This window comes from Burkholderia sp. SIMBA_062 (assembly GCF_046534765.1).
GTDB lineage: Bacteria > Pseudomonadota > Gammaproteobacteria > Burkholderiales > Burkholderiaceae > Burkholderia > Burkholderia ambifaria.
Map to the genome: position 1 here is coordinate 1 of NZ_JAWRYD010000014.1, position 24,963 is coordinate 24,963.

Consider the following 24,963-nt stretch of genomic DNA (forward strand, 5'->3'; position numbering starts at 1 on the left):
CATCAAGGACCCGACGCAGAACATCGTGTGGGTCACGCCGGAAGGCGGCGGCGGACCGAATTACCCGAATATGTAACGCAACGCATCCCCGCGCCCGCGGGCGCGAACGAACCGGAGTGAGACGATGAGCAATGCAGCGAAGGAAGTCGTGGTGGTGAGCGGTGTCCGTACCGCGATCGGCGATTTCGGCGGAAGCCTGAAGGATTTCTCGCCGACCGATCTCGGCGCCAAGGTCGTGAGCGAAGTGCTGTCGCGCGCGAACGTGCCGGGCGATGCGGTCGGGCATGTCGTGTTCGGCCACGTCGTGAACACCGAGCCGAAGGACATGTATCTCGCGCGTGTCGCGGCGATCAACGGCGGCGTCGCGCAGCACACGCCGGCGCTGACCGTGAACCGTCTGTGCGGCTCGGGCCTGCAGGCGATCGTGTCGGCCGCGCAGACGATCATGCTCGGCGATGCCGACGTCGCGATCGGCGGCGGCTCGGAGAACATGAGCCGCGCACCGTACACCGTGCCGGCCGCACGCTTCGGCCAGCGCATGGGCGACGCCAAGCTCGTCGACATGATGCTCGGCGCGCTGCACGACCCGTTCCAGACGATCCACATGGGCGTGACGGCCGAGAACGTCGCACGCAAGTACGGCATTTCGCGTGATGCGCAGGATGCGCTCGCGCTCGAATCGCATCGTCGCGCGGCGCGCGCGATCGCCGAAGGCCGCTTCAAGGATCAGATCCTGCCGATCTCGATCCGCACGAAGAAGGGCGAGGTCGCGTTCGACACCGACGAGCACGTGCGTCACGATGCGGGCCCGGACGATTTTTCGAAGCTGAAGCCGGTGTTCGTGAAGGAAGACGGCACGGTGACGGCCGGCAACGCGTCGGGGATCAACGATGCGGCCGCCGCGGTGCTGATGATGAGCGCGGATGCCGCGCGTGCGCAGGGCGTGAAGCCGCTCGCGCGTCTGGTCGCGTATGCGCATGCGGGCGTCGATCCGGCGTACATGGGCATCGGCCCCGTGCCGGCCACGCAGAAGGCGCTCGAGCGTGCGGGCCTGAAGATCACCGATCTCGACGTGATCGAGGCGAACGAGGCGTTCGCGGCCCAGGCATGCGCGGTCACGCAGGAGCTCGGCCTCGATCCGGCCAAGGTCAACCCGAACGGCTCGGGCATTTCGCTCGGCCACCCGATCGGCGCGACGGGCGCATTGATCACGGTCAAGGCGCTGTACGAGCTGAAGCGCATCGGCGGGCGTTATGCGCTGGTGACGATGTGTATCGGCGGCGGCCAGGGCATTGCGGCGATCTTCGAGAACGTCTGATAATCGAACGCTCAACACCCGAACATACAGGAATCGTCATGGCCATCGAAACCGTCGGCGTCGTGGGCGCCGGAACCATGGGCAACGGCATTGCGCAAACCGCCGCCGTTGCAGGACTCAACGTCGTGATGATCGACGTCAGCGATGCGGCGCTCGACAAGGGCGTCGCCGCGCTGAAGGGCAGCCTCGAGCGGCTCGTGTCGAAGGAGAAGCTCGACGCCGGCGCACGCGACGCCGCGCTCGCGCGCATCACGACGTCGACCGATTACGCGAAGCTTGCCGCGGTCGACATCGTGATCGAAGCCGCGACCGAAAACGTCGAGCTGAAGAGCCGCATCCTGAAGCAGATCGAATCGGTCGCGCGGCCCGATGCGATCATCGCGACCAACACGTCGTCGATCTCGATCACCGCGCTCGCGGCGCTGCTTGCCGATCCGTCGCGCTTCGTCGGCATGCACTTCTTCAATCCGGTGCCGCTGATGCCGCTCGTCGAGATCATCCGCGGGCTGCAGACGAGCGACGCGACCGCGTCGGCGGTGCGCGCGCTCACCGAGCGTTTCGACAAGTCGCCGATCGGCGTGCGCAACGCGCCGGGCTTCGTCGTGAACCGGATCCTCGTGCCGATGATCAACGAAGCGTTCTTCGTGCTGGCCGAAGGCATCGCGTCGGCCGAGGAGATCGACGCGGGGATGAAGCTCGGTGCGAACCATCCGATCGGGCCGCTCGCGCTGGCCGATCTCGTCGGGCTCGACGTGTGCCTCGCGGTGATGGACGTGTTCCTGAAGGACTTCGGCGACACGAAGTATCGTGCGTGCCCGCTGCTGCGCGAGATGGTGTCGGCCGGGCGGCTGGGGCGCAAGACGGGGCGTGGGGTGTACGACTACAGCGCATGATGCGAGCGTCGGGCGCGGGTGGCGTGTACGCTTCCGCGTGAATCGGGCGACGGCATGAAACCGGCGTGAAGGCAGGTTTGGCACCGCACCCGGAGGCCGGATCTTGATCCGGCCTCCGGGGTGTTTTCCTGACGCCATTCGCGGCGTAGCCGCGCGCTGGGTGGCGCCGAACGGACCGTTAGCTGGAAACGGCGTTGCCGGTATCGGCAACATAATTTGCGATACTGAAGAATCGATAGTCGCTCAGCAGATCCGGCGCCGGGAACCCCTCCGGATGAATCCGCCCATAAATCGGGCTGTCGGGACGCAGGCCAGCCAGGGTCAACGCGAGTGTGAATTCGTTGAACGGCGCCATGAATTGGCGCGACACGAAATGCATGCCCCAGTTGAACACCGACGGAAGCTGCTCGGTGCGCAACCACGTGTCCGGCCCGCCCGGCGCACGCGCGCAAAGATTCTCCGCCCACGGGCTATGCCCTTCCACGATGAGAAAGCCATGCTTCGCGTGGCGCTTCCAGCGGGTCAGGAAATCGATGAGATCCGCAGCCGCCACGTAACCGGGAACAAGGCCTTCCGCATCGCTATACGCCACCTTGAACGCAAGCTTGATCTGGTCGAGCGAGATCGGCAACTCGGCCTGATTAGATACCGTCAGGACGCCCGCATAGTGCTGATCGATAACCGCGCGCAGGCGTGCTCGATCAACGGTGCGGAGATGGCTCGCGAGGATCGCTTCGGCGGCGTCCTTGCGACGGATGCTCAGCCGGCGGTTGTGGACCAGGAACATGAAGGTATGCAACAAGTCGCTCAGTCGCGCCGGGCGCACGCTGCCGTCCGGCTGCCTGACGGTCAGGCCGCTTGCGGCCACGGCTTCGTCGTAGCGGTCGGGCTGGGAAATGTCGGCGGCGATCACGCGTACCTGCACGCCGGAGATGTCCGTCAGCGCAGACAGCGTGGCGGCTGCGCGCCCGCGCGCGGATTCGTTGTAGTCCGCGCCGATCACGAGTAGCGGATAGGCCGCGAGGTGCCGGCCGCGCCGCGTCGACGTAATGACGTATTCCGCCAGGCGCTTCAGCGCGCTGCCGTCGCCGCAGCCCATGTCGGCGATGCCGGCCGGCTGGCGATCCAGCGGCGTGTCGTCGAACAACTTGCGCAGGATTTTTGTCGTGATTTCCTGCGACGCCGGCCCGGACCCGGCGCCGCTCGACGCATACACGTTCATCACGCGATCGATGTGGCCGTCGCTATCGATATCGAGCGGATCGGGGTTGCGGAACAGGAGTTCGTCGAGCAACGCATACGAACGCAGATAGGACGCGGGCAACCCCGCGTAAGGGGCGGCAATCGGACGGTGAATCCGGCCCGCCTCGGTGAGGCGCACCTTCTCCCGATCGATTTCCGCCATGCCGAACTTGCACATCAGCGCCCATGCCGCGTGCAGCACGACAGGATCAGCCTGCGTCCAGGCGCCGACCGCGACCCCGTCGGGCTGCTGGTCGAGCTTGCCGAGGATTCCGGGCGCCGATTGCGTGTACTGGCCATCCGGCTGCCTGTCGAACACCGGCATATCGAGTGCGACCCAGGTCGGGCCGAGCAACAGGCCGTCCATCGCCGTGCGCAGCTGTCCATTCACCTGGCGCTCCAGATCGGTGGCTGGAATCGGAAGCTCCGGCCAACCCGCTATGCAGATCCGCGCGAGCTGTGCATACAGCACGCTGTCGTCGGCCGCCACGCGCGTTCGATGACACAGGGCGTGCAGATGCTGGAGCACCGAGGTGGCACTCGCCAGTTGCTCGAACAGCGGTCGGGTGTGCTCGACGCACGCGACGACATATTCACCGGCCGGGGTGAGCGCATATTCGGCGTCTTCGTCGCCGCGATCGAGGGTCAGCCAGCCGGCCAGGCTCAACAGGTTGAGGGCGCCCCACAGAACCCCCAGGTTACGGGTCGGGTCGGGCTGGCGGGACTTTGCGAACGCGCGCATCGCGCGGGGCGCGCCGGCCCGCAGGCCGCGGAACGCGCCGGCAAACACCAGGCGCGCCAGCGTCGGCACCAGCACGATACCGTTCGCCCAGTTGCAACTGCGCGTATAGGCCATTACGCGCTGAGCGTCGTGTCGGCCGATGCGCAGCGTGGCTGCATGCGTGTGTTGCTCCAGCTTGACCGGCAGCTCCATGTCGAGCACCTCGACGCCGATCGTGGCGCCGGCCGACAGGCCGAGCAATGTGCGTGTTTCGTCGGGATAGGCGTCGAGATAGTGTTCGAGCTGCCGGGCCAGTGCGGCGGTGGAATCACCAAGGTCGAATCGGGCGTGCATGTTGGACGGTCTCACAGGGTCGAAGGTTGGGCTGCAATGGATGAAGATGCATCCGAATCGGCGTGCGCGACGGCAACTGCCGGCGCGGCGCCGTGAGTCCGGGGCGCGAGATGGGCGGCCAGCGCGCGAATGGACGGGTAGTCCCAGACCGCGGACGGATCGACGTTCACGCTGAACGTCTCGCTGAAAACGATCGTCATTTCGACGGCGAGGATCGAGTCGAAGCCGATTTCGGCGAACGTCGACTCGCGCGTCAATCGAAGCTTGCGGTGCTTGAGGCGCTCGCCCAGCCACGCGATGAGCCATTGTTCGACGGCATGAACCTGCTGGCGATCGAGCAGGCTTGCCGGCTCGCTCACGATCGGGGTTGCGGCCGAACCGGCGTCTTCGCCGGCTGGCGCGTCGGGCGCGCGGGAGAACGAACGCGCGTCGGGATTGGCGTCCAGCAACGGATCGACGAGTTGGCTTGCGCCCGGGATCGTTTGCTCGATCGAGCCGATCTCGAACCCGATGCGCGCTGCCCATTCGTTCAATTCCACTGTCGTGGACAACGCAGATCGCAGGCCGACCTGCCGTTGCGCCGCCTCGATCGCGAGCTCGTACTGGCTCTGCACCCAGCGCAGCGTGCCGTCGCCGATGCGCTGCTGCGCCGCCGCGCGTTCGGTCACCGCCAGCAGCAATCCCCATTGCGCGATCGTGCCGAGCCAATAATTGACCCAGACGGCAGCGTGCGCGGTGCCGTCGAGTTTCGACGCATTGGCGAGCGCGTGTTGCGCCAGCTGTGCGCCCAGTTCGCGCAGCTCCCTGGCCAGCGCACCGGCGCTCAGCGCACTCTCCAGATAGCGCAGCAAATCGTCGCTCCCGTTGAGCAGACGACTGCCCAGGTGAACCAGCAGCGTTTCGGTCGGCCCCTCGAAGATGCGGGTCAGGCGCGCGTCCCGGAAGATCTGCGGCGCCAGGTTGGTCTCGATATAACCGCGGCCACCCAGGAACTGCATCATCTCGTCAGCGGATTGCGACAGCAGCTCGGAGCCGAGAATCTTCGAAATCAGGAGACAGTCTTCAGGCAGCGCGACGCCGAGGTCCAGTTCCGTGGCCAGGTGTTCGACCAGTGCATTGAGCCCGTCGATGCGGTCACGCAGCTCGCCCAGGCGCAGGCGGCTCAGCGGGTTGTCCAGCAGGAGGCCGGTGCCGACCTGGCGCCGCGCTCCGTAGCGATGCATCAGCTGCGCACAGCGTTTCATTGCGCCCACGCAGACGGCAGCGATGCCAAGGCGCGCAATGTTCATCGCGTGCTGCGCCACGAGCATCCCCTGGCCGATGTCGCCGAGCCGGTATGCGTCGCTGATTCGTGCCCGATCCAGATGGAGCGAATTCTGGATCATGCCGCGCACGCCCATCGTCAGCTCCTCGGCACCGATCCGCACGCCTGGCGTGCCGGGGCGCACCGCGAACCCGACCATTCCGGTGCCGTCGGCCTGCCTCGCGAACACGTTGATGATTCCCGCCCATGCGGATGAGCCGCTCCAGCGCTTGTTCCCCGTGACCAGCCAGTCGCCGGAGTCGGTGCGCTGTGCGCGGGAGGCAATCGCGCGCACGTGCGAGCCCGCGGCCGGCTCCGTGATCGCGAATGCGGCGAGCATCCGACCGCTCGCGAGGCTCGGCAGCAATTCCTCGCGCAATGGTGGCTGCGCATGCTGCATGATCGGCAGGATCCCGAGCGTGTTGTTCAGGGCGACAAAGAAAGCCAGGGTCGAATCGATCGCGGCCAACTGCACCAACACGCGCAACATGTCGCGCTGGCCGAGGCCGAGGCCGCCATGCGAACGGTCGATCGGCATGCCGAGCAGGCCCCGATTCCCGAAATCGAGCACGACGTGCGGCGCAATGGTGCGACGCTCGTCCATGGTTCGCGAATCGATCCGCGTGCGGGCGTAGTGCCTGAGCCAGTCGTTCAGTTCGTCGACGGTCGCGCTTTCATCACGCCGGCGATCGTTGGCCGCCGGCTGGTCGGCAACAGCTGTCGGGCGTGCGGGCTGTCGGCGATCGGGCGCGGGCGTATGTACACCGCCCTCGACGTCCCACTGCGCGAGGATCGTCAGCGCGCCGTCGTGCAGTTGCGTGCGGCACGTGCTGCGGCGCACCTTGCCGCTCGACGTTTTCGGCACGCTGCCGGGCGACACCAGCACGATCGCGCTTGGGCCGATGTCGAGGCGGTTCCAGATAGCCTGGCGAATCGCGTCGATGAAGCTGTCGAGATTGCCCTTGCGCTGCGTGCGCTCGACTTCCGCCACGACGATCAGGCGCTCCGCGTCGACCTGGTCGTCCATGAAGGCCGCGCAACCGTTCGGCACGAGTTCCGGCACGCCGACGATCAGCGCGTACTCGATGTCTTCCGAGTAGTAGTTGCGGCCGGCCAGGATCACCATGTCCTTGAGCCGGCCGGTGACGTAAAGCTCGTCGCCCAGAATGAAGCCGAGATCGCCGGTGCGCATGAACACCTGGTCCCGATGGCCTGCCAGACTGTGCTGGAAGGTCGAATGCGTCTGCTCGTCCAGATGCCAGTAGCCGGCCGCGACGCTCGGGCCGGCCACGCAGATTTCGCCGATGGTCCGATCGGCGCAACGCTCGTTCGTCTCCAGGTCGCGCACGATCACGTGTTGTTCGCCGTCAGTGCGACCCACGCTGACCAGGACCCGTTCGCCCGGACGATCCAGCGGCTGCGGCGACACGCCCAGGAATTCGCCGCGCAGCACCACGGATTGCCGCTGGAGCGCAGCCTGGTCGACGCATAGCGTCCGGATCGGATGCTGCTTCGCGCGACCGGCGACGTACAGCGTTCCCTCCGCCAGCCCGTAGCACGGCAGAAAGCCGTCGGCAGCGAAGCCTGCGGCGGCGAAGCGCTGCGCAAAATCAGTCAAGGTGCTGGCGCGCACCGACTCGGCGCCGTTATAGGCGACCCGCAGGCACGATAGGTCGAGCGTCGCGAGCTGTTCGTCGGAGATCCGCCGGCAGCACATCCGGTATGCGAAATCCGGAGCGCCCGTCAGATCCGCACGGTACTGGCTGATCGCACGCAACCACAGGTGCGGATGCTGGATGAAGCGCTCCGGGGCCATCAGCACGCTCCGGAAGCCGCCGTAGAGCGACGTCAGGATCACGCCGATCAGGCCCATGTCGTGGTATGGCGGCAGCCAGCTGACGATCGTGCTCTGCTCGTCGTAGCCGAGCCATTCGCGCATCAGCCCCAGGTTATGCATCAGGTTGCCGTGCGACACCATCACGCCCTTGGGGCTGCCGGTGGTTCCCGACGTGTATTGCAGAAAGGCGATCCGGGATGGCTGCACGCTGGCGGGCGAAGGCACGGGATCCAGCACCTGCGCGCCCCCGACGTCGAGCAGCGTGCTGCCGGATGCGTCGGTATCGGCGAGCCAGGTCGCGCAGCGCGCATGGTCCTCGGCCGAACACAGAATCGTGTTCGCGCCTGCATTCTCGACGATGCCGGCGATCCGCACCATATGCTGCCTGTTGCGCGGCGGGTAGGCGGGAACTGCGATGGCGCCCGCATACAGGCACCCCAAGAAGGCGCTGACATAGTCGAGCCCCGGCCGGCACAGCAGCAGGACCCGGTCGCCGATGTCGATCGCGTTCTGCTGCAGCAGCGCGGCGACCCGGCGAGCGCGTGCGTCGAGTTCCGCGAAGGTCATCGATTCGGCCTGTTCCTGTTCGGGCGGGCCGCTCAGGAACACGTAGGCGGTTTTGTCGCCGAGTGTGGCGGCCCGGTTCTGAAGCAATTCGCTAAGCGTGGTCGGCGAGGTCGCAGTGGTCATGATGTCGTCGGAAGTGGAATGAAAACAGCGAGCCGCGGCCTGACGTCGGCCGGCGCCCATGCGTTGCCGCGGCGGGAATCCGTAGGAGGCTATTCGGCGCGATGGAACAGATCGATCATGTGCATCATGCTTTTGAGATGCAGGAAATGCGGCACCACCCGTTCGCTCCTTGCCGCATAACGCGCAGTCCAGTGGTGGGCCAGTTCGTGCGTGGCGGTGGCGTTGCCGCGAACCGCGCGTGCGTCGGCCTCGCGCGCATCGAGGCACGCACGTGCATGCCGCACGGCCGATCGGGCAAGCTCGCCGGTGAGGATGCCGTGATGCCCCAATGCGAGCCGCGGCGCCTGCAGTTGCTCGATGACGTCCAGCGTGTGCCGATACGCAAACAGGTCCTGAAAGACCAGCGGCAGCCAGCTGGCGGCGCCGTGAAACTCGCCGAGCGCATCCGACACGAAACCGATGTCCAGCTGTGGGCAGTAGTAGCCGAACTGGCAACGGCTGTGGCCCGGCAGCGCGATCGTGCGAATCTGCATCCCGTCGCCGATGTCGAGCTGCGTGCCCGGATTGACCGGGTAGAACGGCAGGTCGGACAACTCGGTGAAATCGACGCCGACGGCGGGATCCCACGACCGTGACGCTTGCGCGTCGAGCTGACGGATGGTTCGGCAGGCCGACGGGCTCTGGAACGCATCGAACGCGTCGGGAGAACCGGATACATGGAGCCACGGCATGCGCGACTTGAGGGTCATCAGCAGGCTGCAATGGTCATAGTGCGAGTGGGTGATCAGCCAGTAGCGCAAATGCCGGATGCCGCCAAAGTCCCGCAGCAGGTCGTGAAGCTGCTGCCACACGAGCTCCGTCATGCCGCTCAGGCCACCCTCGATCAGCGTCGCGGCCTCGTCGTTGACGATCACGTACAGCGGCACGTCGGCCGTGCCGACGAGGGCCAGCCGCTGATCGATCCACCCCGGGGAAGCGTTCAGCATGTCGTTCAGCTCCGATAGAGCGCACAGGCCCATGTCGCGCCCGCGCCGTAGGTCACGAAGAGGTTGAGCTGCCCGGCCGGCATGCGGCCTAGCTCGCGTGCGATGGCCAGCGCGACCGGAAACGCCGCGCTCGCCATGTTGCCCAGCTGATCGACGGAAATCATGCACCGCTCGCGGGGCAGCCCGAGTTGCCCGATGACCGCGTCGAGGATGCGCAGGTTCGGCTGGTGCGGCACGACCAGGCCGATATCCGACATCGTCAGCCGGTGCTTGTCGAGCATCTGCCGGCACGCGTCGACGATGCGCCGCGTGGCGTCTTCGAACATCGGTCTGCCTTTCATCCGGAAATGGTGCCGGCCGGCCGCGATGTCGTCTGCGTCGATGAAGCGTGGGCGTCGCGCGCCGGGCGCTTCCGTGCTGAGCAGGTCGAACTGGGTGCCGTCGGCGCCAAGCGTCAGGTCGATCAGCCCGTGCGCCGGGTGGTCCGTCGCTTGCAGCAGCAGCGCGGCGGCGCCGTCGCTCAGCAGGATCGACAGATTGCGGCCGGCATTGCTGGGGTCGATCCGCCGCGACAGGGCTTCGGCGCAGATCAGCAGCACGTTGCGATACAGGCCGCTCGCGAGGAAGTGGCGCGCGATCTCGATCCCGTAGAGCCCGCCGCTGCATTGCGCGCGGATATCGAAGCACGGAATCTCCCGCAATCCGAGCCGGGGCTGGATGTAGCACGCTTGCGACGGATCGTGGTGATCCGGCGACAGCGTATTGACGATCAGCAGATCGACGTCGCGCGCCGTGACGCCGGCGTCGGCCATCGCCCGTTCCGCGGCCGGGCACGCGAGATCCGCCAGATGCTGATCGGGGGCAAGATAGCGTCGCGCCACGACGCCGGTTCGTTCGCGAATGAACGCGTCGCTGGTGTCGATCATGCCGGCGACTTCGTCGTTGCCGACGATCCGGTCCGGCAGTGCGTGGCCCATCCCGGCGATGACGAGTCTGGCGGTCATGTCCGCACCTCCTGCTCCGTCACGGCAGCGACGGCATCGCCCGCATCGGTCACGACGGTTTCGCCCCAGCGCCACAATTGCGCGCCGAACCCCCAGCCGGCGCCTGCACCGGCAATCACGACCAGCGATCCTGGGCGGATCACGCCTTCCCGGATCGACTCGTACAGCGCAAACGGCACGGCGGCCGACACGAGGCACGCACAATCGGCCACGCGAATCACGTATTGGTTGGGCCTGAGCCCGAGCCGCTGCGCCCAGGCGCGCACGAGCAGCGCCGACGGCTGATGGAACACCATCGCGTCGATGTCGGCGATGCCCGTTGCGCTCCGGTGCAACAGCCGCTCGACGATATCGGGAATGGCCACCGGCATGAAACGCGAGATCGCCTCCTGCGCTTCGGGCTTGAGCGTGAAATACACGCCGAACGGGTTGTCGGCGTCGGTTGCCGCGTCGTCTGCCGCAGCCCGCGCATTGCGCCACTGCATCGTCACGAGGTCGTAGCGGGTTGCATCGCTGTGATACGCGGCATCCAGCCAATCGGCGCCATCGGGATCGGCCGGCTCGGCGACGAGCACGGCCGCGGCCGCGCCATCGCCGAAGTTCGTCGACGATTTACTGGTGTAGTCGACCACGGCCGACATGCGCTCCGACGAGCACACCAGGGCCCGCTTCACCCGTCCCTGCTTGATGAGGTTGGTGGCGATCTGCAGTTGCAGCACGAAGCTCGCGCATTCCATCTCGACATCGGCATCGAGCGCGCGCGTGGCGCCGAGCCTGTCGCGCAGCGCACGCGCCAGCCGCGGCGCGAAACGGCGCCGGCCGTCGGCGAGCGAGACGAACGGCGACGTCATGTTGAACAGCACCAGATCGAGTTCGGCGGCCTCCACGCCGGCACGGGCGAGTGCGTCGCGGGCCGTGCGCTCGGCCAGCACAAGCTCGGATTCGCCGGCATCGGGATCGATCATGTAGCGCGATTCGATGCCCCAGAATTGCCACCATTCCGGCGGAATGGGTTCGACGCCCGAGAAGACGGGATCGTCGTTGGGTACCTGGCGTGCCGGGAGGCGGCACGCCAGACTTGCGATTCGGACGTTGTGCACCATCAGACCTCCATCGTGCTGCAGGCGATGCGCGGCCTGAACGGATCCAGCGTCATGGCGACCACCGTATGTTCATCGTCACGCAACGACATCGAATGTGCGACGCGGGACGCGAGCCACGCGGGCAACTGGAACGGGTTGGGGATGTCCGTCGAACCGGCGACGACATCGACGTGGAAATCGCGACCCACGCCGGTGACGATCGATGGCCATCCACTCAACCACGATTCGCAAAACAGCGTGGCGACGCGCCGGTCGATGCGGCTCTGCACCGCGTCGACCATCGCGCGCAGCGCGGTGGCCGCATTGGCCGGTTCGGCGTCGAATCGACCGGTTGCGTGATCGAACCGGCTCTCGAAGCGGGCCAGTGACAGGATGCCGTTCACGCGCCGGGCGGGAAGCGCGTCGAGCGTCGCGAACGGGGGCGACTCGAGGTCCGCGTAGCGGCTGGCATAAACTCGGTCATGGCCGGCAGGCGTCAGGACGATCGCCCCCGCGCCGTCGGCGAAGCCGCTCGTGGCCACCTGTTCGACGTCCGCGAGCGCCTCCGCGCGAACGACGAGCGCGCGTCGATAGCCGAGCTGTTTGCAATGGCTTTGCGCGAGATCGAGTGCGAGCGTCCAGTCCGCGTCGAGCAGATCGAACACGGCCGCATGTCGCGCACGCAGGTCGCGCTGCACCGGGTGCGCCAGCCGCGGCCCGGCGATCGTCGGTGCGTCCGCCATCCGGCTGGGAGAAATCGACAGGCTGACGATCAGATCCAGTTCCGACGGCAGGCAACCGGCTTGCAGCAGCGCCTGCCTGGCTGCCTTGATCGCGTAATCGTTGGCGCAGGATTGCGCCGTGGTCGCCGAGTCCGGAATGGCCACCGCGGCTCCGAGAATTTTCATCAGAATTTGCTCCGAGAAACCCCGCCATTGATGGCGGGAAGGAAAGGCGTGCTGTTGACAGGCAGCTTCTTCCACGGGTTAGGATCACCTGCATGATTCTTGTCTACCGCTACCGCGTGAAGTCGCTCAACGGACTGCTTAACAATCAGAGCCGTGCGGTGAACTACGTCTGGAACTTCTGCAACGACACGCAGAAGCACGCGCTTAAGTGGGGCAAGAAGTGGCCGACGGGATTCGATCTGAACGTGCTGACGACGGGGAGCAGCAAGGCGCTCGGTATTCACTCCGGCACAGTCAACGCAACGTGCGAGCAATATGCGAAGTCGCGCAGTCAGCACCGTCGGCCCTACCTGCGTTATCGCGGCAGGAAATCGATGGGCTGGGTGCCGCTGAAGGGGCGTGACCTGAAGCGCGAAGGCGAAGCATTCCGCTTTGCCGGTAACACGTTTCGCGTGCTCAACAGCCGATCGCTTCCCGAAGGCAAGATCAGGGATGAAACCAACTTTGCGCAGGATGGGCGTGGCAACTGGTTTCTCAACATCGTGATCGAGATACCCGATGTTCAGGCCCGACCGATCCGTTCCGGTGTCGGCATCGATCTCGGCTTGAAAGACTTCGCCACACTTTCGACCGGCGAGAAGCTGCCTAACGATCGGTTCGGTCGATGCGCGGCCGAGAAACTCGCGAAAGCGCAACGGGCGCGAAAGCACAAGCGGCATATCGCGAAGTTGCACGCCAAGGTCGCGAATGCCCGTGCCGATTTCCAGCACAAGCTCGCGCTCGATCTGGTGCGGCGCTTCGATTACATCGCGGTTGGCAATGTGTCTGCCGTCAAACTTGCCAGAACCAGGATGGCGAAGAGCGTCTACGACGCGTCCTGGTCGTCCTTCCGAAACAAGCTCCGTTACAAAGCGATGGCGCACGGGGCCACGTTCGAGGAAGTCGACGAAAGCGGTTCTACCCAGTCCTGTTCGGCGTGCGGGTCGAGAGACAGCACGACGCGGCCGAAAGGTATCGCGGGACTGCGAATAAGAGAGTGGGCCTGCGATGGCTGTGGTGTCGTGCATGATCGTGATATCAACGCTGCGCTGAACATTCTCCGATGCGGACGTGCATCGCCAGGTGTGGGAATCACCTGCCTTTAGGCGGGTGAGGACGTCAAAGGGTGTGCTCGTTCTGGACTGCTTGATTCAGGGGACGCGTCACGCCATGACCCGCCTGCCGGAGCACGGCGCGACGCAATTTGCCCGATTCGTTGCGCGGCAAACTGCAGGCGTGGTAGGCAATACGATGCGGACATTTGTACGGCGCAATCACGCTCTTGACGTGCTGCTGCAGTTGCATCGTCAACGCTTCCGAGCCGTCGACGCCAGGTCGCAGCACCACGTGCGCGCAGATGAGCGTGCCGCCCCGTTCGTCGATCTGGCCGACGACGCCGCATTCGGCGATATCGGGATGGCGCAGCAGCGCCTGCTCCACTTCGCCGGGAGACACCGTGTAGCCGGAGCTGATGATCATGTCGTCCGCGCGCGCCTGATAGAACAGATAGCCGTCCTCGTCCAGGTAGGCGCTGTCGCCCGTCAGGTTCCAGCCGTGCTTGACGTAGTCGCGTTGCCGCGCGTCGTTCAGGTAGCGGCACCCGGTCGGCCCCTGCACGGCCAGATAGCCGATTTCGTAGGGTGGCAGGCATTGGCCGTGCTCGTCCACGACGGCAAGGCGGTAACCGGGCACTGCCTTGCCGATCGCGCCGTCCTTCGCGCCGGTGTCGCTTGTCGACGCGAAGATATGCAGCATCTCGGTCGACCCGATTCCGTCGATCAGGCGCAGGCCGGTGCGCTCCCGCCATGCGTCGCGCGTCCACGACGGGAGCGCCTCACCCGCCGACACGCATTTGCGCAGAGACGACACGTCATGCCTGTCGAGATGGTCGAGCATGGACCGATAGGCCGCCGGTGCCGTAAACAGGATGCTGACCCGGTGCCGGTCGACGGCGGCCAGCAGCCGTTCCGGGCTCGCTTTCGGCAACAGCACGACGCTCGCGCCGACACTGATCGGAAACAGCAGCAGCGCGCCGAGCCCGAACGTGAACGCGAGCGGCGGCGACCCGCAGAAGACGTCATCGGCCGTGGGCCGGAGCACGTGCTCCGGAAAGCAGTGGCAGGCTGCCATCACGTCGCGATGAAAATGGACGGTTGCCTTCGGTTCCCCGGTCGTCCCCGATGTGAACGCGATGAGGCAAGGATCGTCCGCGCGCGTGTCGGCGGCCGCGAATTCCGCTGAATAGCCACCGAGCCAGCGCGCGTGCGGATGCGTGTCGTCCGTCTCGTAGCGTCGAACGTCGCCACGCCACTGCACGCTCGCCATCGCCCCGTCGAGCTCGGTCGACAGCCCGGCTTCGCAGATGACGTGCGTGACCCGGGCTCGCGCGATGATGGTCGACAGCTCTCCCGCGCGCAGCTTCGGCATCGTCGCGACGGCCACGCCACCGGCCTTGACCACGCCGAACCACGCGGCGGCAAGCATCGGGTGATTGGTGCCGTGTAACAGCACTCGATTGCCGGCCACCAGGCCCGCATCGCGGACCAGCATGTTGGCGATCCGGTTGCCGGCATCGCGAAATTCGCGATACGACCACGCGATGCCCGACTCGGTCTTGATCGCAATACGATCGCCCCAGCCTCGTTCTTCGACTGCGGTATCCAGTAGCGCGGCGGCGCAATTGAGAAACGGCGGAAACTGCAGCCCCGGCAACTCAAAGACAAACGTTGGCCAATCTTCGGCAGGGGGCAAGTTCGCGCGGCAAAAGTCGTCCATCGTCAGCGCTCGCAAGAGTGTGAGTTTGAAGTTCGCGATAGCGGTGCGGCGCGGGCCTGGCCAGATGATCGGGCCCGGCCCGCCCAACCTGAATCGCGATGCCAAGGAGACGGGGTGGGGGGGCAGGCACATGTCGACGAGCGACGCACGGAGAGCCCGGTCAATCACATGATGGCTTGCCGGTGGTTATGGATTGATTCCGTCTCATTTGATTTTAAAAATAAACAATAATCGAGCTATTTAGTGTGGATTGCTTGAGGTTGTAAATTCGTCGATCGATTTGGTGGGTTTAAAAAGTGTGCCGTAAGCTTAGCGGAAGTAAACTTGGAAAGTAAACGGTCATATGAGGGGTGATTGGAATTATTTGTTGAAATCGATTCCATTAAGCACCGACGTTTTATTGAATTAATCGATTTCGGTTAACCATCTTGCGATTTGTTGACTTCGGTGGAGTCTGGTTGTCGGAGCACTGAATAAAGCGTCGGGAAGTTCATCAAGGCGAAACGAGCATCGCGTCACGAAGTGGATTGTCCCGCGCGAAAGGCGAAAGACCCGCGCTCTCAGGAGCAGCGGGGCTTGAGTCGATCTGGATGGAAAATCAGGGATTCGGGCGCCGGGGTCTCGGATTGCGCCCATATGGATTTGCGTAATTGTATTAACGAATATTTTATTTTAAGTGAGAAATCGGAATGTCTCGGTTCGAGGATTCGAGCACATCCTGGCGGTGAAGCACCGATAAATCTTCTGGCAACGCCCGCTTGAACATCGCGAGGATCTGCCGCGCCGCCTTCGGCCGCAGCGTGATCGCGTGGCGTACGGCCGCCGCGATCTGGATCATCATCAGCGCGGCGAACGCGCTCCGCGTGCCCACGCGAAGAGCACGCCGGGCGGTGAAGAGCAGATTCACGCGTTCGCATCGAAGAATAGTGAAATGAACCAGCCGGTCGGCCGGCCGGCGAGCCAGTCCCTTATTTCCTGCTGGTCGGCTGGATGCTATTCGCCGTCGCGATGTCGATAGCGGCCCTCGCGCGATATGGCGAACATGTTGGCTGGCGAAAGCCGGGACGATGCCACCGCGAATGACCGATGCGAGGATCCACATGCCGCCCAGCGACGCGTGCACGTGGCGCGCGTGGCGGACGGCACATCGGCGCGTTCAATTCAACCATTCACTATCCATGGCTGCCGTGACGCTTACCTCCATCCAGTCCATCCTGATCGCGAACCGCTCGGAAATCTCGATCCGCGTGATGCGTGCCGCCGCCGAGCTGAACATCCGCACGGTCGCGATCTATTCGAAGGAAGACCGCCTCGCGCTGCATCGCTTCAAGGCGGACGAGAGCTACCTGATCGGCGAGGGCAAGAAGCCGCTCGCCGCGTATCTGGACATCGACGATATCCTGCGTGTCGCGCGGCAGGCGAAGGTGGATGCGATCCACCCCGGCTACGGCTTCCTGTCCGAGAACCCCGACTTCGCACAGGCCGTGATCGACGCCGGCATCCGCTGGATCGGCCCGTCGCCCGACGTGATGCGCACGCTCGGCAACAAGGTGGCCGCGCGCCATGCGGCGATCGCCGCCGGCGTGCCCGTGATGCCCGCGACCGCGCCGCTGCCGGACGATCTCGACGCGTGCCGCGCGCTGGCCGCGGAAGTCGGCTATCCGTTGATGCTGAAAGCGAGCTGGGGCGGCGGAGGGCGCGGGATGCGCGTGCTGGAAAGCGCTCAGGACCTCGAAACGCTGCTGCCTGTCGCGCGCCGCGAGGCGCTGGCCGCGTTCGGCAACGACGAGGTGTATGTCGAGAAGCTCGTGCGCAATGCGCGGCACGTCGAGGTGCAGGTGCTCGGCGATCTGCACGGCACGGTCGTGCATCTGTACGAGCGCGATTGCACGGTGCAGCGGCGCAATCAGAAGGTCGTCGAGCGCGCGCCGGCGCCGTATCTCGATCGCGAAAGCCGGCACGCGCTGTGCGAATCCGCGCTGCGCCTGATGCGCGCGGTGGGCTATACGCATGCAGGCACCGTCGAATTCCTGATGGATGCCGACACCGGCCAGTTCTACTTCATCGAGGTGAATCCGCGCATCCAGGTCGAGCACACGGTGACCGAGATGGTCACCGGGATCGACATCGTGAAGGCGCAGATCCGCATCACCGAAGGCGGGCGGATCGGGCTCGCGGAGGACGCAACGGACGCCAACGGCGCGCTCGTCGCGCGCGCGGCGGGCGTGCCGGAACAGCACGCGATTCCGCTGAACGGCAACGCGCTGCAATGCCGGATCACGACCGAGGATCCGGAGAACGACTTCCTGCCCGATTACGGGCGGCTCACCGCGTACCGCAGCGCGGCCGGCTTCGGCGTGCGGCTCGATGCCGGCACGGCCTACGGCGGCGCGGTGATCACGCCGTACTACGACTCGCTGCTCGTGAAGGTGACGACGTGGGCGCCGACGGCCGCCGAATCGATTCACCGGATGGATCGCGCGCTGCGCGAGTTCCGGATTCGCGGCGTCACGTCGAACCTGCAGTTCCTCGAGAACGTGATCAACCATCCGGCCTTCATCGCGGGCGAAGTGACGACGCGCTTCATCGACAAGACGCCGGAGCTGCTCGAATTCGCGAAGCGCGGCGATCGCGCGACGAAGCTGCTGCGCTATCTCGGCGAGCTGAACGTGAATGGCCACGCCGAAATGAACGGTCGCGCGCTGCAGGCGCTGCCGTTGCCCAAACCGGTGCTGCCGAAGATCGATACGGCCGTGGCGATTCCGGCCGGCACGCGCGATCGCCTGCGCGAGCTCGGCCCGGAGAAATTCGCGCTCTGGATGCTCGACCAGAAGCAGGTGCTGCTGACCGACACGACGATGCGCGACGCGCACCAGTCGCTGTTCGCGACGCGCATGCGCACGGCCGACATGCTGCCGATCGCGCCGTTCTACGCGCGCGAGCTGTCGCAACTGTTCTCGCTCGAATGCTGGGGCGGCGCGACGTTCGACGTCGCGCTGCGCTTCCTGAAGGAAGACCCGTGGGAGCGGCTCGCGCTGCTGCGCGAACGCGTGCCGAACATCCTGTTCCAGATGCTGCTGCGCGGCTCGAACGCGGTCGGCTACACGAATTACGCGGACAACGTCGTGCGCTTCTTCGTGCAGCAGGCCGCAAGCGCGGGCGTCGACGTGTTCCGCGTGTTCGACTCGCTGAACTGGGTGCGCAACATGCGCGTGGCGATCGACGCGGTCGGCGAAAGCGGGATGCTGTGCGAAGGCGCGATCTGCTACACCGGCGACCTGTTCGACACGTCGCGTTCGAAATACGACCTCAAGTATTACGTCGGCATCGCACGCGAGTTGCAGCAGGCCGGCGTGCATGTGCTCGGTATCAAGGACATGGCCGGCATCTGCCGCCCGCAGGCGGTCGCGACGCTCGTGAAGGCGCTCAAGGAAGAAACCGGGCTGCCCGTGCATTTCCATACGCACGACACGAGCGGGATCGCCGCGGCGTCGGTGCTCGCGGCTGTCGAAGCAGGCTGCGACGCGGTGGACGGCGCGCTCGACGCGATGAGCGGCCTCACGTCGCAGCCGAACCTGTCGAGCATCGCGGCCGCGCTGGCCGGCGGCGAACGCGACCCCGGGCTCGACGCCGATCGCCTGCACGAAGCGTCGATGTACTGGGAGGGCGTGCGCCGCTACTACGCGCCGTTCGAATCGGAGATTCGCGCGGGCACGGCCGACGTCTATCGTCACGAGATGCCCGGCGGCCAGTACACGAACCTGCGCGAGCAGGCACGCTCGCTCGGCATCGATCATCGCTGGACCGAGGTGTCGCGCGCGTATGCGGACGTGAACCGCCTGTTCGGCGACATCGTGAAGGTCACGCCGACGTCGAAGGTGGTCGGCGACATGGCGCTGATGATGGTCGCGAACGACCTGAGCGTGGACGACGTGCGCAACCCGGACAAGGACCTCGCGTTCCCCGAGTCGGTCGTGTCGCTGTTCAAGGGCGAGCTCGGCTTCCCGCCCGACGGCTTCCCGGCCGAGCTGTCGCGCAAGGTACTCAAGAGCGAGCCGCCGGCGCCGTATCGTCCCGGCGACCAGATTCCGCCGGTCGATCTCGACGCGGCACGCACGCAGGCCGAGACCGCATGCGAGCAGCCGCTCGACGACCGGCAACTGGCGTCCTACCTGATGTATCCGAAGCAGACGGTCGACTACTACGCGCACGTTCGCGCGTACAGCGACACGTCGGTGGTGCCGACGCCGGCGTTCCTGTACGGGCTGCAGCCGCAGGAGGAAGTGGCGATCGACATCGAGCCGGGCAAGACGCTGCTCGTGTCGCTGCAGGGCCAGCACGCCGATGCGCAGGACGGCATCGTGAAGGTGCTGTTCGAGCTGAACGGCCAGTCGCGTTCCGCGCTGGTCGAGCAGAAGACGGTCGTGCAGGCGGGCAAGGAGCGCCATGGTCTGCAGCGTGCGGATGCGGCGAATCCGCTGCATGTCGCCGCGCCGATGCCGGGCTCGGTGGTGACGGTCGCCGTGCAGCCGGGGCAGCGCGTGACGGCCGGCACGACGCTGCTCGCGCTCGAGGCGATGAAGATGGAAACGCACATTGCCGCGGAGCGTGACTGCGAGATAGCGGCCGTGCACGTGAAGCCAGGCGATCGGGTCGCGGCGAAGGATCTGCTGATCGAGTTGAAAGACCCGACGCAATGAGTGTTGCCGTGATGCTGACCGTTCCGGGGATCACAACGCGCCGAACTCGCGGCAGTGGCAGGTGTACGTAGGTCGCTGCGGCGCCCGGCGCATTCCGGGCGTTGAACGGCGCTCATTCCATCGCCGACCGTCAAAGCGATCGGGCTTTCGTCTCCGGCAACAGGAGCACCGCCAACAGCACCACGCCATAGGCCGCGCCCGAAAAGATCGCGATGGCCAGCGCCAGACCGAGCGAATGGCTCAGTATCCCGACAAGGCTCGGGAACAGCGCTCCGATGCCGCGGCCGAAGTTATACGTGAAGCTTTGCGCATTCGCGCGGAAGTTCGATGGATACAGTTCCGTCAGGTACGCGCCGACCCCGCTGAAAATCCCGCATGAAGAAAAGCCCAGCGGAAAGCCTAGCCACAGCATCTGCGCATTCGACAGCGGCAGCGTCAGGTACAGGCACACCGACACGAGGGACAGTGCGGAGAACAGCATGAAATTGCGCCGGCGTCCCCAGAAGTCGGAAAGGTACGCGCCGACGACATATCCGCAGAACGACCCCACGATGATCACGAACAGATAAGCGCTGGTGTCGAGCACGGACAGGTGTCGCTCGATCTTGAGGAAGGCCGGCAGCCAGGTGGACATCGCATAGAAGCCACCCTGGATGCCCGTGCACAGCAGCGCGGCCAGGACCGTGCGGCGCACCTGCGAACGCGAGAAGATGGCCCACACCGACGGCTGGCTCGCGCCTTGTTTCCGGGCTGCGTCCGCCTGCACGAACACGTCGGGCTCCGGCACGTGCTTGCGGATGTAGAGCACCAGCAGGGCGGGCACGATTCCCACCCAGAACAGGCTGCGCCAGGCCAGCGACTCGGGCAGGACGGAAAACGCAATGCTGTAGAGAATCGCCGCGCAACCCCAGCCGATCGCCCAGCCGCTTTGTACCAGGCCGACCGCCTTGCCGCGATGTGCGGGCGCGACGATCTCGCCGATCAGCACGGCGCCCACGGCCCATTCGCCGCCGAAGCCGAGCCCTTGCAGCGCGCGAAGCACGAAGATCTGCTCGAAGTTCTGCGCGAAGCCGATCGCCAGCGTGCAGACCGAGAACCACAGGATCGTGCCTTGCAATACCTTGACCCGTCCGTAGCGATCCGCCAGGATGCCGGCAATCCAGCCGCCCACCGACGAGAAAATCAGCGTCACGGTGCTCAGCAGGCCAGCCTTGCCGCGATCGAGGCCCCACAGGTCGATCAGCGAAGCCAGCACGAAGCTGAACACCATGAAGTCGAACGCGTCGGTCGCCCAGCCGGCGAACGACGCCTTGAACGCGCGCTTGCCGGCGGGATCGAGTTCCGCGTACCAGGACGGGCCGGATCCGGCTCGCAATGAGACTTCCTCGGCATTTCGTGTTGGCGTCATCGTGTTGTTCGCTGGGTGGGAACGGCGCTATCGGAGCGCGGATGGCGAGTTGCGGGCCGCGAGCGCGCGACGCACGACCTCCGGCGTGGCCGGGGCTTCGCGGATGCGCACGCCGATTGCGTGATGGATGGCATTCAGGATGGCCGCCGCCGTGGGGACCAGCGCCGGCTCGCCGATGCCTTTTGCCCCGTACGGGCCGACGGCCGTCGGCGCTTCGATGAAAATCGATTGCACGTCGGGCATGTCATGCACCGTCGGAATCAGGTAGTCGTGCAGATTGTTGTATCGCCCGGGGTGGTACTTCTCCATCAGCGCCATGCCGATACCTTGCGCCACCGCGCCTTCGATCTGTCCTTCGAGCAGCGTCGGATTGACCATTCTGCCGACGTCGTGCGCGGCCACGACCTTGAGTACGCGGACGCGGCCGCTGTCGCAGTCCACCGCGACTTCGGCCATCTGCGCGCCGAACGCGTAGGTGGCGTAAGGCGAGCCTTGCCCCGACGCATCGAGCGACGTGGTCGGCGGATCGAAGCTTTCTTCGGCCGCGACGACGTAGCCGTGTGCATCGACCGGCAGCGTCCGGAGATCGAGCACTTCGCCATCGACGGCAACACCGCGCGCATCGGCCGAAATGCGCCCATCGGGTGCCGCGCCGGCGAAGGCGAGCAGCCGGTGGCGCAGCGTCGTGCCGGCGAGGAAGGCCGCTCGACCGGTAATGAACGTCTGCCGCGAAGCGGACGTGCGACCGCAATCCGGCGTCACCGACGTGTCCGGGCCGACGAAGTGCAGCCGATCGACCGGCACACCCAGCGCATCGGCCGCGATTTGCGGAATCACGGTATTCGCCCCCTGACCGGCGTCCACTGCACCCTGGTGCAGCACGATCGCGCCGTCGGGCCGGATGCCGAAGCGCACGGTCGACGGGTTCGGCAACGCGGTGTTGCCGCACCCGTAGAAGAACGCTGCCACGCCGACGCCATGACGCAGATGGCCCGGCGCCGCCGCATTCAGCGCGGCGATGCGGGCGTGCGCGTCACGCCACGCCGGTCGCAGCGCATCGAGGCATGCGACGAGCCCCACGCTGTCGTCCAGCACCTGCCCGGTCGGCAGGGTGTCCCCCGGCCGCAGCGCGTTCATCGCGCGGAACTCGAGCGGATCGATGCCGGCCGTGAACGCCAGCTCGTCGATGAGCTGTTCCTGCGACATCGTCGTTTGCGGCACGCCAAAGCCCCGGAATGCGCCCGCGGCCGTGACGTGCGTATGAATCGCACGGGCCCGCGCCGCATAGTGGGGAATGACGTACGGGCCGCCGGCGTGCACCGGGACCCGGTTGGCGACGGCCGTGCCCCACGACGCGAACGCGCCGGTATTGAAGTCGCCGTCGAACGTCACCGCATGGAGCCGGCCCTCGGCATCGGCGGCCATGCTGGACGTCATGCGGCCGGGATGGCGCTTGGTCGACGTGGCCATCGATTCCTCGCGCGACAACACCATCGCGACGGGCCTGTCGAGATGCCAGGCCGCGATCGCGAGCAGCGGCTGGACCGTCATGTCGAGCTTGCCGCCGAAACCGCCGCCGACCGCGGTCGCCACGACGCGCACCTGCTCCGGCGCGACCGCAAGAATGCGGGCGAGATCGGCGCGATGCGGATGCGGCGCCTGCGTGGACGAATGGATCTCGATCGTGTCGCCCACGCGTCGCGCCCAGCCGGCCTCGGGCTCGAGGTACGCGTGCTCGACGAAACTGGATTCGAACGTTGCACTCACGACGTGACGGGCGCGTTGCATCGCGCGTTCCGGGTCGCCGCGGCACACGCGCCCCTCGATCAGCACGTTGCCGGGACGATCGGCGTGCAGTTGCGGACTGTCGTCCAGTACCGCATCGGCGACCGCGAGCACCGGCGTCAGCGGTTCCCAGCTCACCGGAAAACGGTCCAGGTCGAGCGCCGCAATGGCGGCGCGCTCGCCGACCACCAGCGCCACCGCCTCGAGATGGTGGCGCGCCTCTGTCTCCGGAAGGACGGGCTGATCCGCGTACGGTGTCGCGACACCGTGCAGATTCATGCCGGGCACATCGGCGTGGGTGAGGATGCGGTGCACGCCCGGATGGGCGCGCACGAATGCGTCGAGGTCGCCGAACGCGAAACGCGCGCGATGATGCGGACTGCGGACCGCGCGCAGGAACAGGCTGTCGGCCGGATAGCCGTCGGCGCCGAAATGCTGGCTGCCATCGACCTTTTCCGGGCCGTCGAGGCGCGTCAACGGTACGCCGACGGACGGCCCTTCGGACGGAGGAAGTGTGACGCATCGCGCGGCTGTGCCGCAGCCCGCCTCCGTTACCGCGTCGACGATCTTCTGGTAGCCGGTGCAGCGGCACAGCACGCCGTCGATGGCGGCCCGCGCACTGGCGCGGTCGCTCACCTGGCCGGCGTCGATTGCCGCTGCCGCGGCCGTCAGCATGCCGGGCGTGCAGAAGCCGCATTGCACCGCCTGATGCGCGAGAAACGCGTGCTGCAGGCGCTCGCCGCAGCGGGTGCGTTCGGCGAGGCCTTCGACGGTGACGACACGGCGCCCCGCGACCTGTCCGACCGGAATCAGGCACGCGTAGCGCGCGTCGCCATCGACGATCACCGTGCAGCTGCCGCAATCGCCCTGGCGGCAACCTTCCTTGGTGCCGAACTGACGCAGATCCGCGCGCAGATGGTCGATGAGCCGCTGGGAATGGTCCGCCGGCAGGCTCCGCCGCGTGCCGTTGAGCTCGAACCAGTCCGGTTCCGGCGAAACCGACGTGCTGCCGCCCGCGATGGTTTCGCGAACCTCGGCCAGCTGATCAGGCAGTGGATGCGCCACGTGCGTTCTCCTCGATGCAGCATGTGAAAGCGCGCGTGACCGCCAGCCGCGCGAGATGAATGCGATGCAACGCGGTCGCCCGGCAGTCGTCGACCGGAGACAGCTCGGCAAGCGGTGCCGCCGCGATCACGCCGGCCAGTTCGTCGAGCCGCCGGCCCGCGAGTGCCGCCTCGAGCGCCGGCATCCGGCGCGCCACGTCGGAGGCGCCGCCGATCGCGACGGCGACCGCGTCGACCGTGCCGTCCGCGCCCACGCGCAATTGCGCGGCAGCCGAAACGACGGCGATCGCCGTGCCGTCGCGATTCGTGCATTTGATGAACGCCGTCCGGTCGTGCGCGTGTGGTGGTGCAAGCAGCACGGCGACCAGCAGTTCGTCCGCGAGCAGCGCGGTCCGGCCGTTGCCGAGCAGGAATTCGGCCAACGGCAAGCGGCGCACGCCGCGCAGGCTCGCCAGCTCGACGCGCGCGTCGAGCGCCAGCAGCGCGGGGATCCCGTCCGCCACCGGCGACGCATGGCACACGTTTCCGCCGATCGTGCCCTGGACGCGAATCTGCCGAGGCCCGACGCAAGCGGCGGCGGCTGTCAGCGCCACGGGCAGCCATGCCGTCCGGCCGACGGCTTCCCACGTGCTCGCCGCGCCGATGCGGATCACGCCGTCGTGCTGCTCGATGGCGCGCAATGCGTTGACACGGCTGATATCCACCCAGGCCGAGCGGGCGGGCACGAGGCCGATATCGGCGAAGGCGTCGGTGGCCCCGCACACGATGCGCGGCCGCGGCTGGGCCGCCAGCCGGCCGAGCACTTCGTCGATGGTGTGGGCGCGAAGATAGTTCATCGCAACGGGGCCTGCATC

Annotated in this window: 15 protein-coding genes and 1 pseudogene; 5 read left to right on the forward strand and 11 right to left on the reverse strand. The window is 66.3% G+C overall.

Annotated elements, in window-relative coordinates:
• The 3 genes from SB786_RS16905 to SB786_RS16915 form a co-directional block, all read left to right on the forward strand.
• The coding region (locus SB786_RS16905) for a 4Fe-4S dicluster domain-containing protein (protein ID WP_133168007.1) at window positions 1–76 on the forward strand (76 nt) is incomplete at its 5' end.
• Between the two features lie 48 nt (window positions 77–124).
• Window positions 125–1,318, forward strand: a complete 1,194-nt coding sequence (bktB, locus tag SB786_RS16910) for a beta-ketothiolase BktB (RefSeq protein WP_410728431.1) — start codon at window positions 125–127, stop codon at window positions 1,316–1,318.
• A 38-nt stretch (window positions 1,319–1,356) separates the two neighbouring features.
• Window positions 1,357–2,211: a 3-hydroxybutyryl-CoA dehydrogenase gene (locus SB786_RS16915; protein WP_410728432.1), complete on the forward strand. Its 855-nt coding sequence runs from the start codon at window positions 1,357–1,359 to the stop codon at window positions 2,209–2,211.
• 178 nt (window positions 2,212–2,389) lie between these two features.
• Here the strand turns inward: SB786_RS16915 and SB786_RS16920 are convergent, their stop codons facing one another.
• From SB786_RS16920 to SB786_RS16945, 6 genes are all read right to left on the reverse strand, one after another.
• Entirely contained in the window at window positions 2,390–4,528 is a 2,139-nt protein-coding gene (locus tag SB786_RS16920) for a hypothetical protein (protein ID WP_410728433.1), read from the reverse strand.
• 11 nt (window positions 4,529–4,539) lie between these two features.
• Window positions 4,540–8,358 carry an AMP-binding protein gene (locus SB786_RS16925; protein ID WP_410728434.1) on the reverse strand — a complete coding sequence of 1,273 codons (3,819 nt, stop codon included), beginning with the start codon at window positions 8,356–8,358 and terminating at the stop codon, window positions 4,540–4,542.
• A gap of 89 nt (window positions 8,359–8,447) precedes the next feature.
• On the reverse strand, window positions 8,448–9,344 hold the full coding sequence (locus SB786_RS16930) for an MBL fold metallo-hydrolase (RefSeq protein ID WP_410728435.1): 897 nt from the start codon (window positions 9,342–9,344) through the stop codon (window positions 8,448–8,450).
• A gap of 5 nt (window positions 9,345–9,349) precedes the next feature.
• Window positions 9,350–10,348, reverse strand: coding sequence for a ketoacyl-ACP synthase III (locus SB786_RS16935; protein WP_410728436.1), 999 nt, complete (start codon window positions 10,346–10,348; stop codon window positions 9,350–9,352).
• Window positions 10,345–11,451 (reverse strand): 3-oxoacyl-ACP synthase III family protein, encoded by a 1,107-nt coding sequence (locus SB786_RS16940; RefSeq protein ID WP_410728437.1) that lies wholly within the window; start codon window positions 11,449–11,451, stop codon window positions 10,345–10,347. The genes SB786_RS16935 and SB786_RS16940 overlap by 4 nt, the downstream gene beginning before the upstream one ends.
• Window positions 11,451–12,338 (reverse strand): hypothetical protein, encoded by an 888-nt coding sequence (locus SB786_RS16945; RefSeq protein ID WP_410728438.1) that lies wholly within the window; start codon window positions 12,336–12,338, stop codon window positions 11,451–11,453. The genes SB786_RS16940 and SB786_RS16945 overlap by 1 nt, the downstream gene beginning before the upstream one ends.
• Before the next feature lie 92 nt (window positions 12,339–12,430).
• Between SB786_RS16945 and SB786_RS16950 the strand changes: the two genes are divergently transcribed.
• Window positions 12,431–13,483 carry an RNA-guided endonuclease InsQ/TnpB family protein gene (locus tag SB786_RS16950; RefSeq protein WP_410728439.1) on the forward strand — a complete coding sequence of 351 codons (1,053 nt, stop codon included), beginning with the start codon at window positions 12,431–12,433 and terminating at the stop codon, window positions 13,481–13,483.
• A gap of 13 nt (window positions 13,484–13,496) precedes the next feature.
• Here the strand turns inward: SB786_RS16950 and SB786_RS16955 are convergent, their stop codons facing one another.
• Together SB786_RS16955 and SB786_RS16960 are read right to left on the reverse strand one after the other, a co-directional pair.
• The gene (locus SB786_RS16955) at window positions 13,497–15,152 is read right to left on the reverse strand and encodes an AMP-binding protein (protein ID WP_410728576.1); all 1,656 of its coding nucleotides are present in this window, start codon (window positions 15,150–15,152) and stop codon (window positions 13,497–13,499) included.
• A gap of 667 nt (window positions 15,153–15,819) precedes the next feature.
• Window positions 15,820–16,014 (reverse strand): annotated as a pseudogene (locus SB786_RS16960) (hypothetical protein); the annotation flags it as partial.
• A 316-nt stretch (window positions 16,015–16,330) separates the two neighbouring features.
• Here SB786_RS16960 and SB786_RS16965 point away from each other — a divergent pair.
• Window positions 16,331–19,852, forward strand: coding sequence for a pyruvate carboxylase (locus SB786_RS16965; protein ID WP_410728440.1), 3,522 nt, complete (start codon window positions 16,331–16,333; stop codon window positions 19,850–19,852).
• Between the two features lie 130 nt (window positions 19,853–19,982).
• On the opposite strand, the gene SB786_RS16970 is transcribed toward SB786_RS16965, so the two are convergent.
• Genes SB786_RS16970 through SB786_RS16980 form a run of 3 tightly spaced genes read right to left on the reverse strand, consistent with a single transcriptional unit; the run spans window position 19,983 to window position 24,945 of the window.
• The gene (locus SB786_RS16970) at window positions 19,983–21,260 is read right to left on the reverse strand and encodes an MFS transporter (protein ID WP_410728441.1); all 1,278 of its coding nucleotides are present in this window, start codon (window positions 21,258–21,260) and stop codon (window positions 19,983–19,985) included.
• Window positions 21,261–21,287: 27 nt separating this feature from the next.
• Entirely contained in the window at window positions 21,288–24,110 is a 2,823-nt protein-coding gene (locus tag SB786_RS16975; protein WP_410728442.1) for a molybdopterin-dependent oxidoreductase, read from the reverse strand.
• Window positions 24,091–24,945, reverse strand: a complete 855-nt coding sequence (locus SB786_RS16980; protein WP_410728443.1) for an FAD binding domain-containing protein — start codon at window positions 24,943–24,945, stop codon at window positions 24,091–24,093. Before SB786_RS16980 ends, SB786_RS16975 begins: the two co-directional genes overlap by 20 nt.
• Window positions 24,946–24,963: the final 18 nt, after the last annotated feature.

What these genes read in the sequence shown, in the direction of transcription:
- SB786_RS16980 (WP_410728443.1), bottom strand. Translation starts at nt 24,945, where the DNA reads ATGAACTATCTTCGCGCCCACACCATCGACGAAGTGCTCGGCCGGCTG.
- SB786_RS16955 (WP_410728576.1), bottom strand. Translation starts at nt 15,152, where the DNA reads ATGGACGACTTTTGCCGCGCGAACTTGCCCCCTGCCGAAGATTGGCCA.
- SB786_RS16965 (WP_410728440.1), top strand. Translation starts at nt 16,331, where the DNA reads ATGGCTGCCGTGACGCTTACCTCCATCCAGTCCATCCTGATCGCGAAC.
- SB786_RS16940 (WP_410728437.1), bottom strand. Translation starts at nt 11,451, where the DNA reads ATGGTGCACAACGTCCGAATCGCAAGTCTGGCGTGCCGCCTCCCGGCA.
- SB786_RS16935 (WP_410728436.1), bottom strand. Translation starts at nt 10,348, where the DNA reads ATGACCGCCAGACTCGTCATCGCCGGGATGGGCCACGCACTGCCGGAC.
- SB786_RS16925 (WP_410728434.1), bottom strand. Translation starts at nt 8,358, where the DNA reads ATGACCACTGCGACCTCGCCGACCACGCTTAGCGAATTGCTTCAGAAC.
- SB786_RS16930 (WP_410728435.1), bottom strand. Translation starts at nt 9,344, where the DNA reads ATGCTGAACGCTTCCCCGGGGTGGATCGATCAGCGGCTGGCCCTCGTC.
- SB786_RS16970 (WP_410728441.1), bottom strand. Translation starts at nt 21,260, where the DNA reads ATGACGCCAACACGAAATGCCGAGGAAGTCTCATTGCGAGCCGGATCC.
- bktB (WP_410728431.1), top strand. Translation starts at nt 125, where the DNA reads ATGAGCAATGCAGCGAAGGAAGTCGTGGTGGTGAGCGGTGTCCGTACC.
- SB786_RS16950 (WP_410728439.1), top strand. Translation starts at nt 12,431, where the DNA reads ATGATTCTTGTCTACCGCTACCGCGTGAAGTCGCTCAACGGACTGCTT.
- SB786_RS16920 (WP_410728433.1), bottom strand. Translation starts at nt 4,528, where the DNA reads ATGCACGCCCGATTCGACCTTGGTGATTCCACCGCCGCACTGGCCCGG.
- SB786_RS16945 (WP_410728438.1), bottom strand. Translation starts at nt 12,338, where the DNA reads ATGAAAATTCTCGGAGCCGCGGTGGCCATTCCGGACTCGGCGACCACG.
- SB786_RS16915 (WP_410728432.1), top strand. Translation starts at nt 1,357, where the DNA reads ATGGCCATCGAAACCGTCGGCGTCGTGGGCGCCGGAACCATGGGCAAC.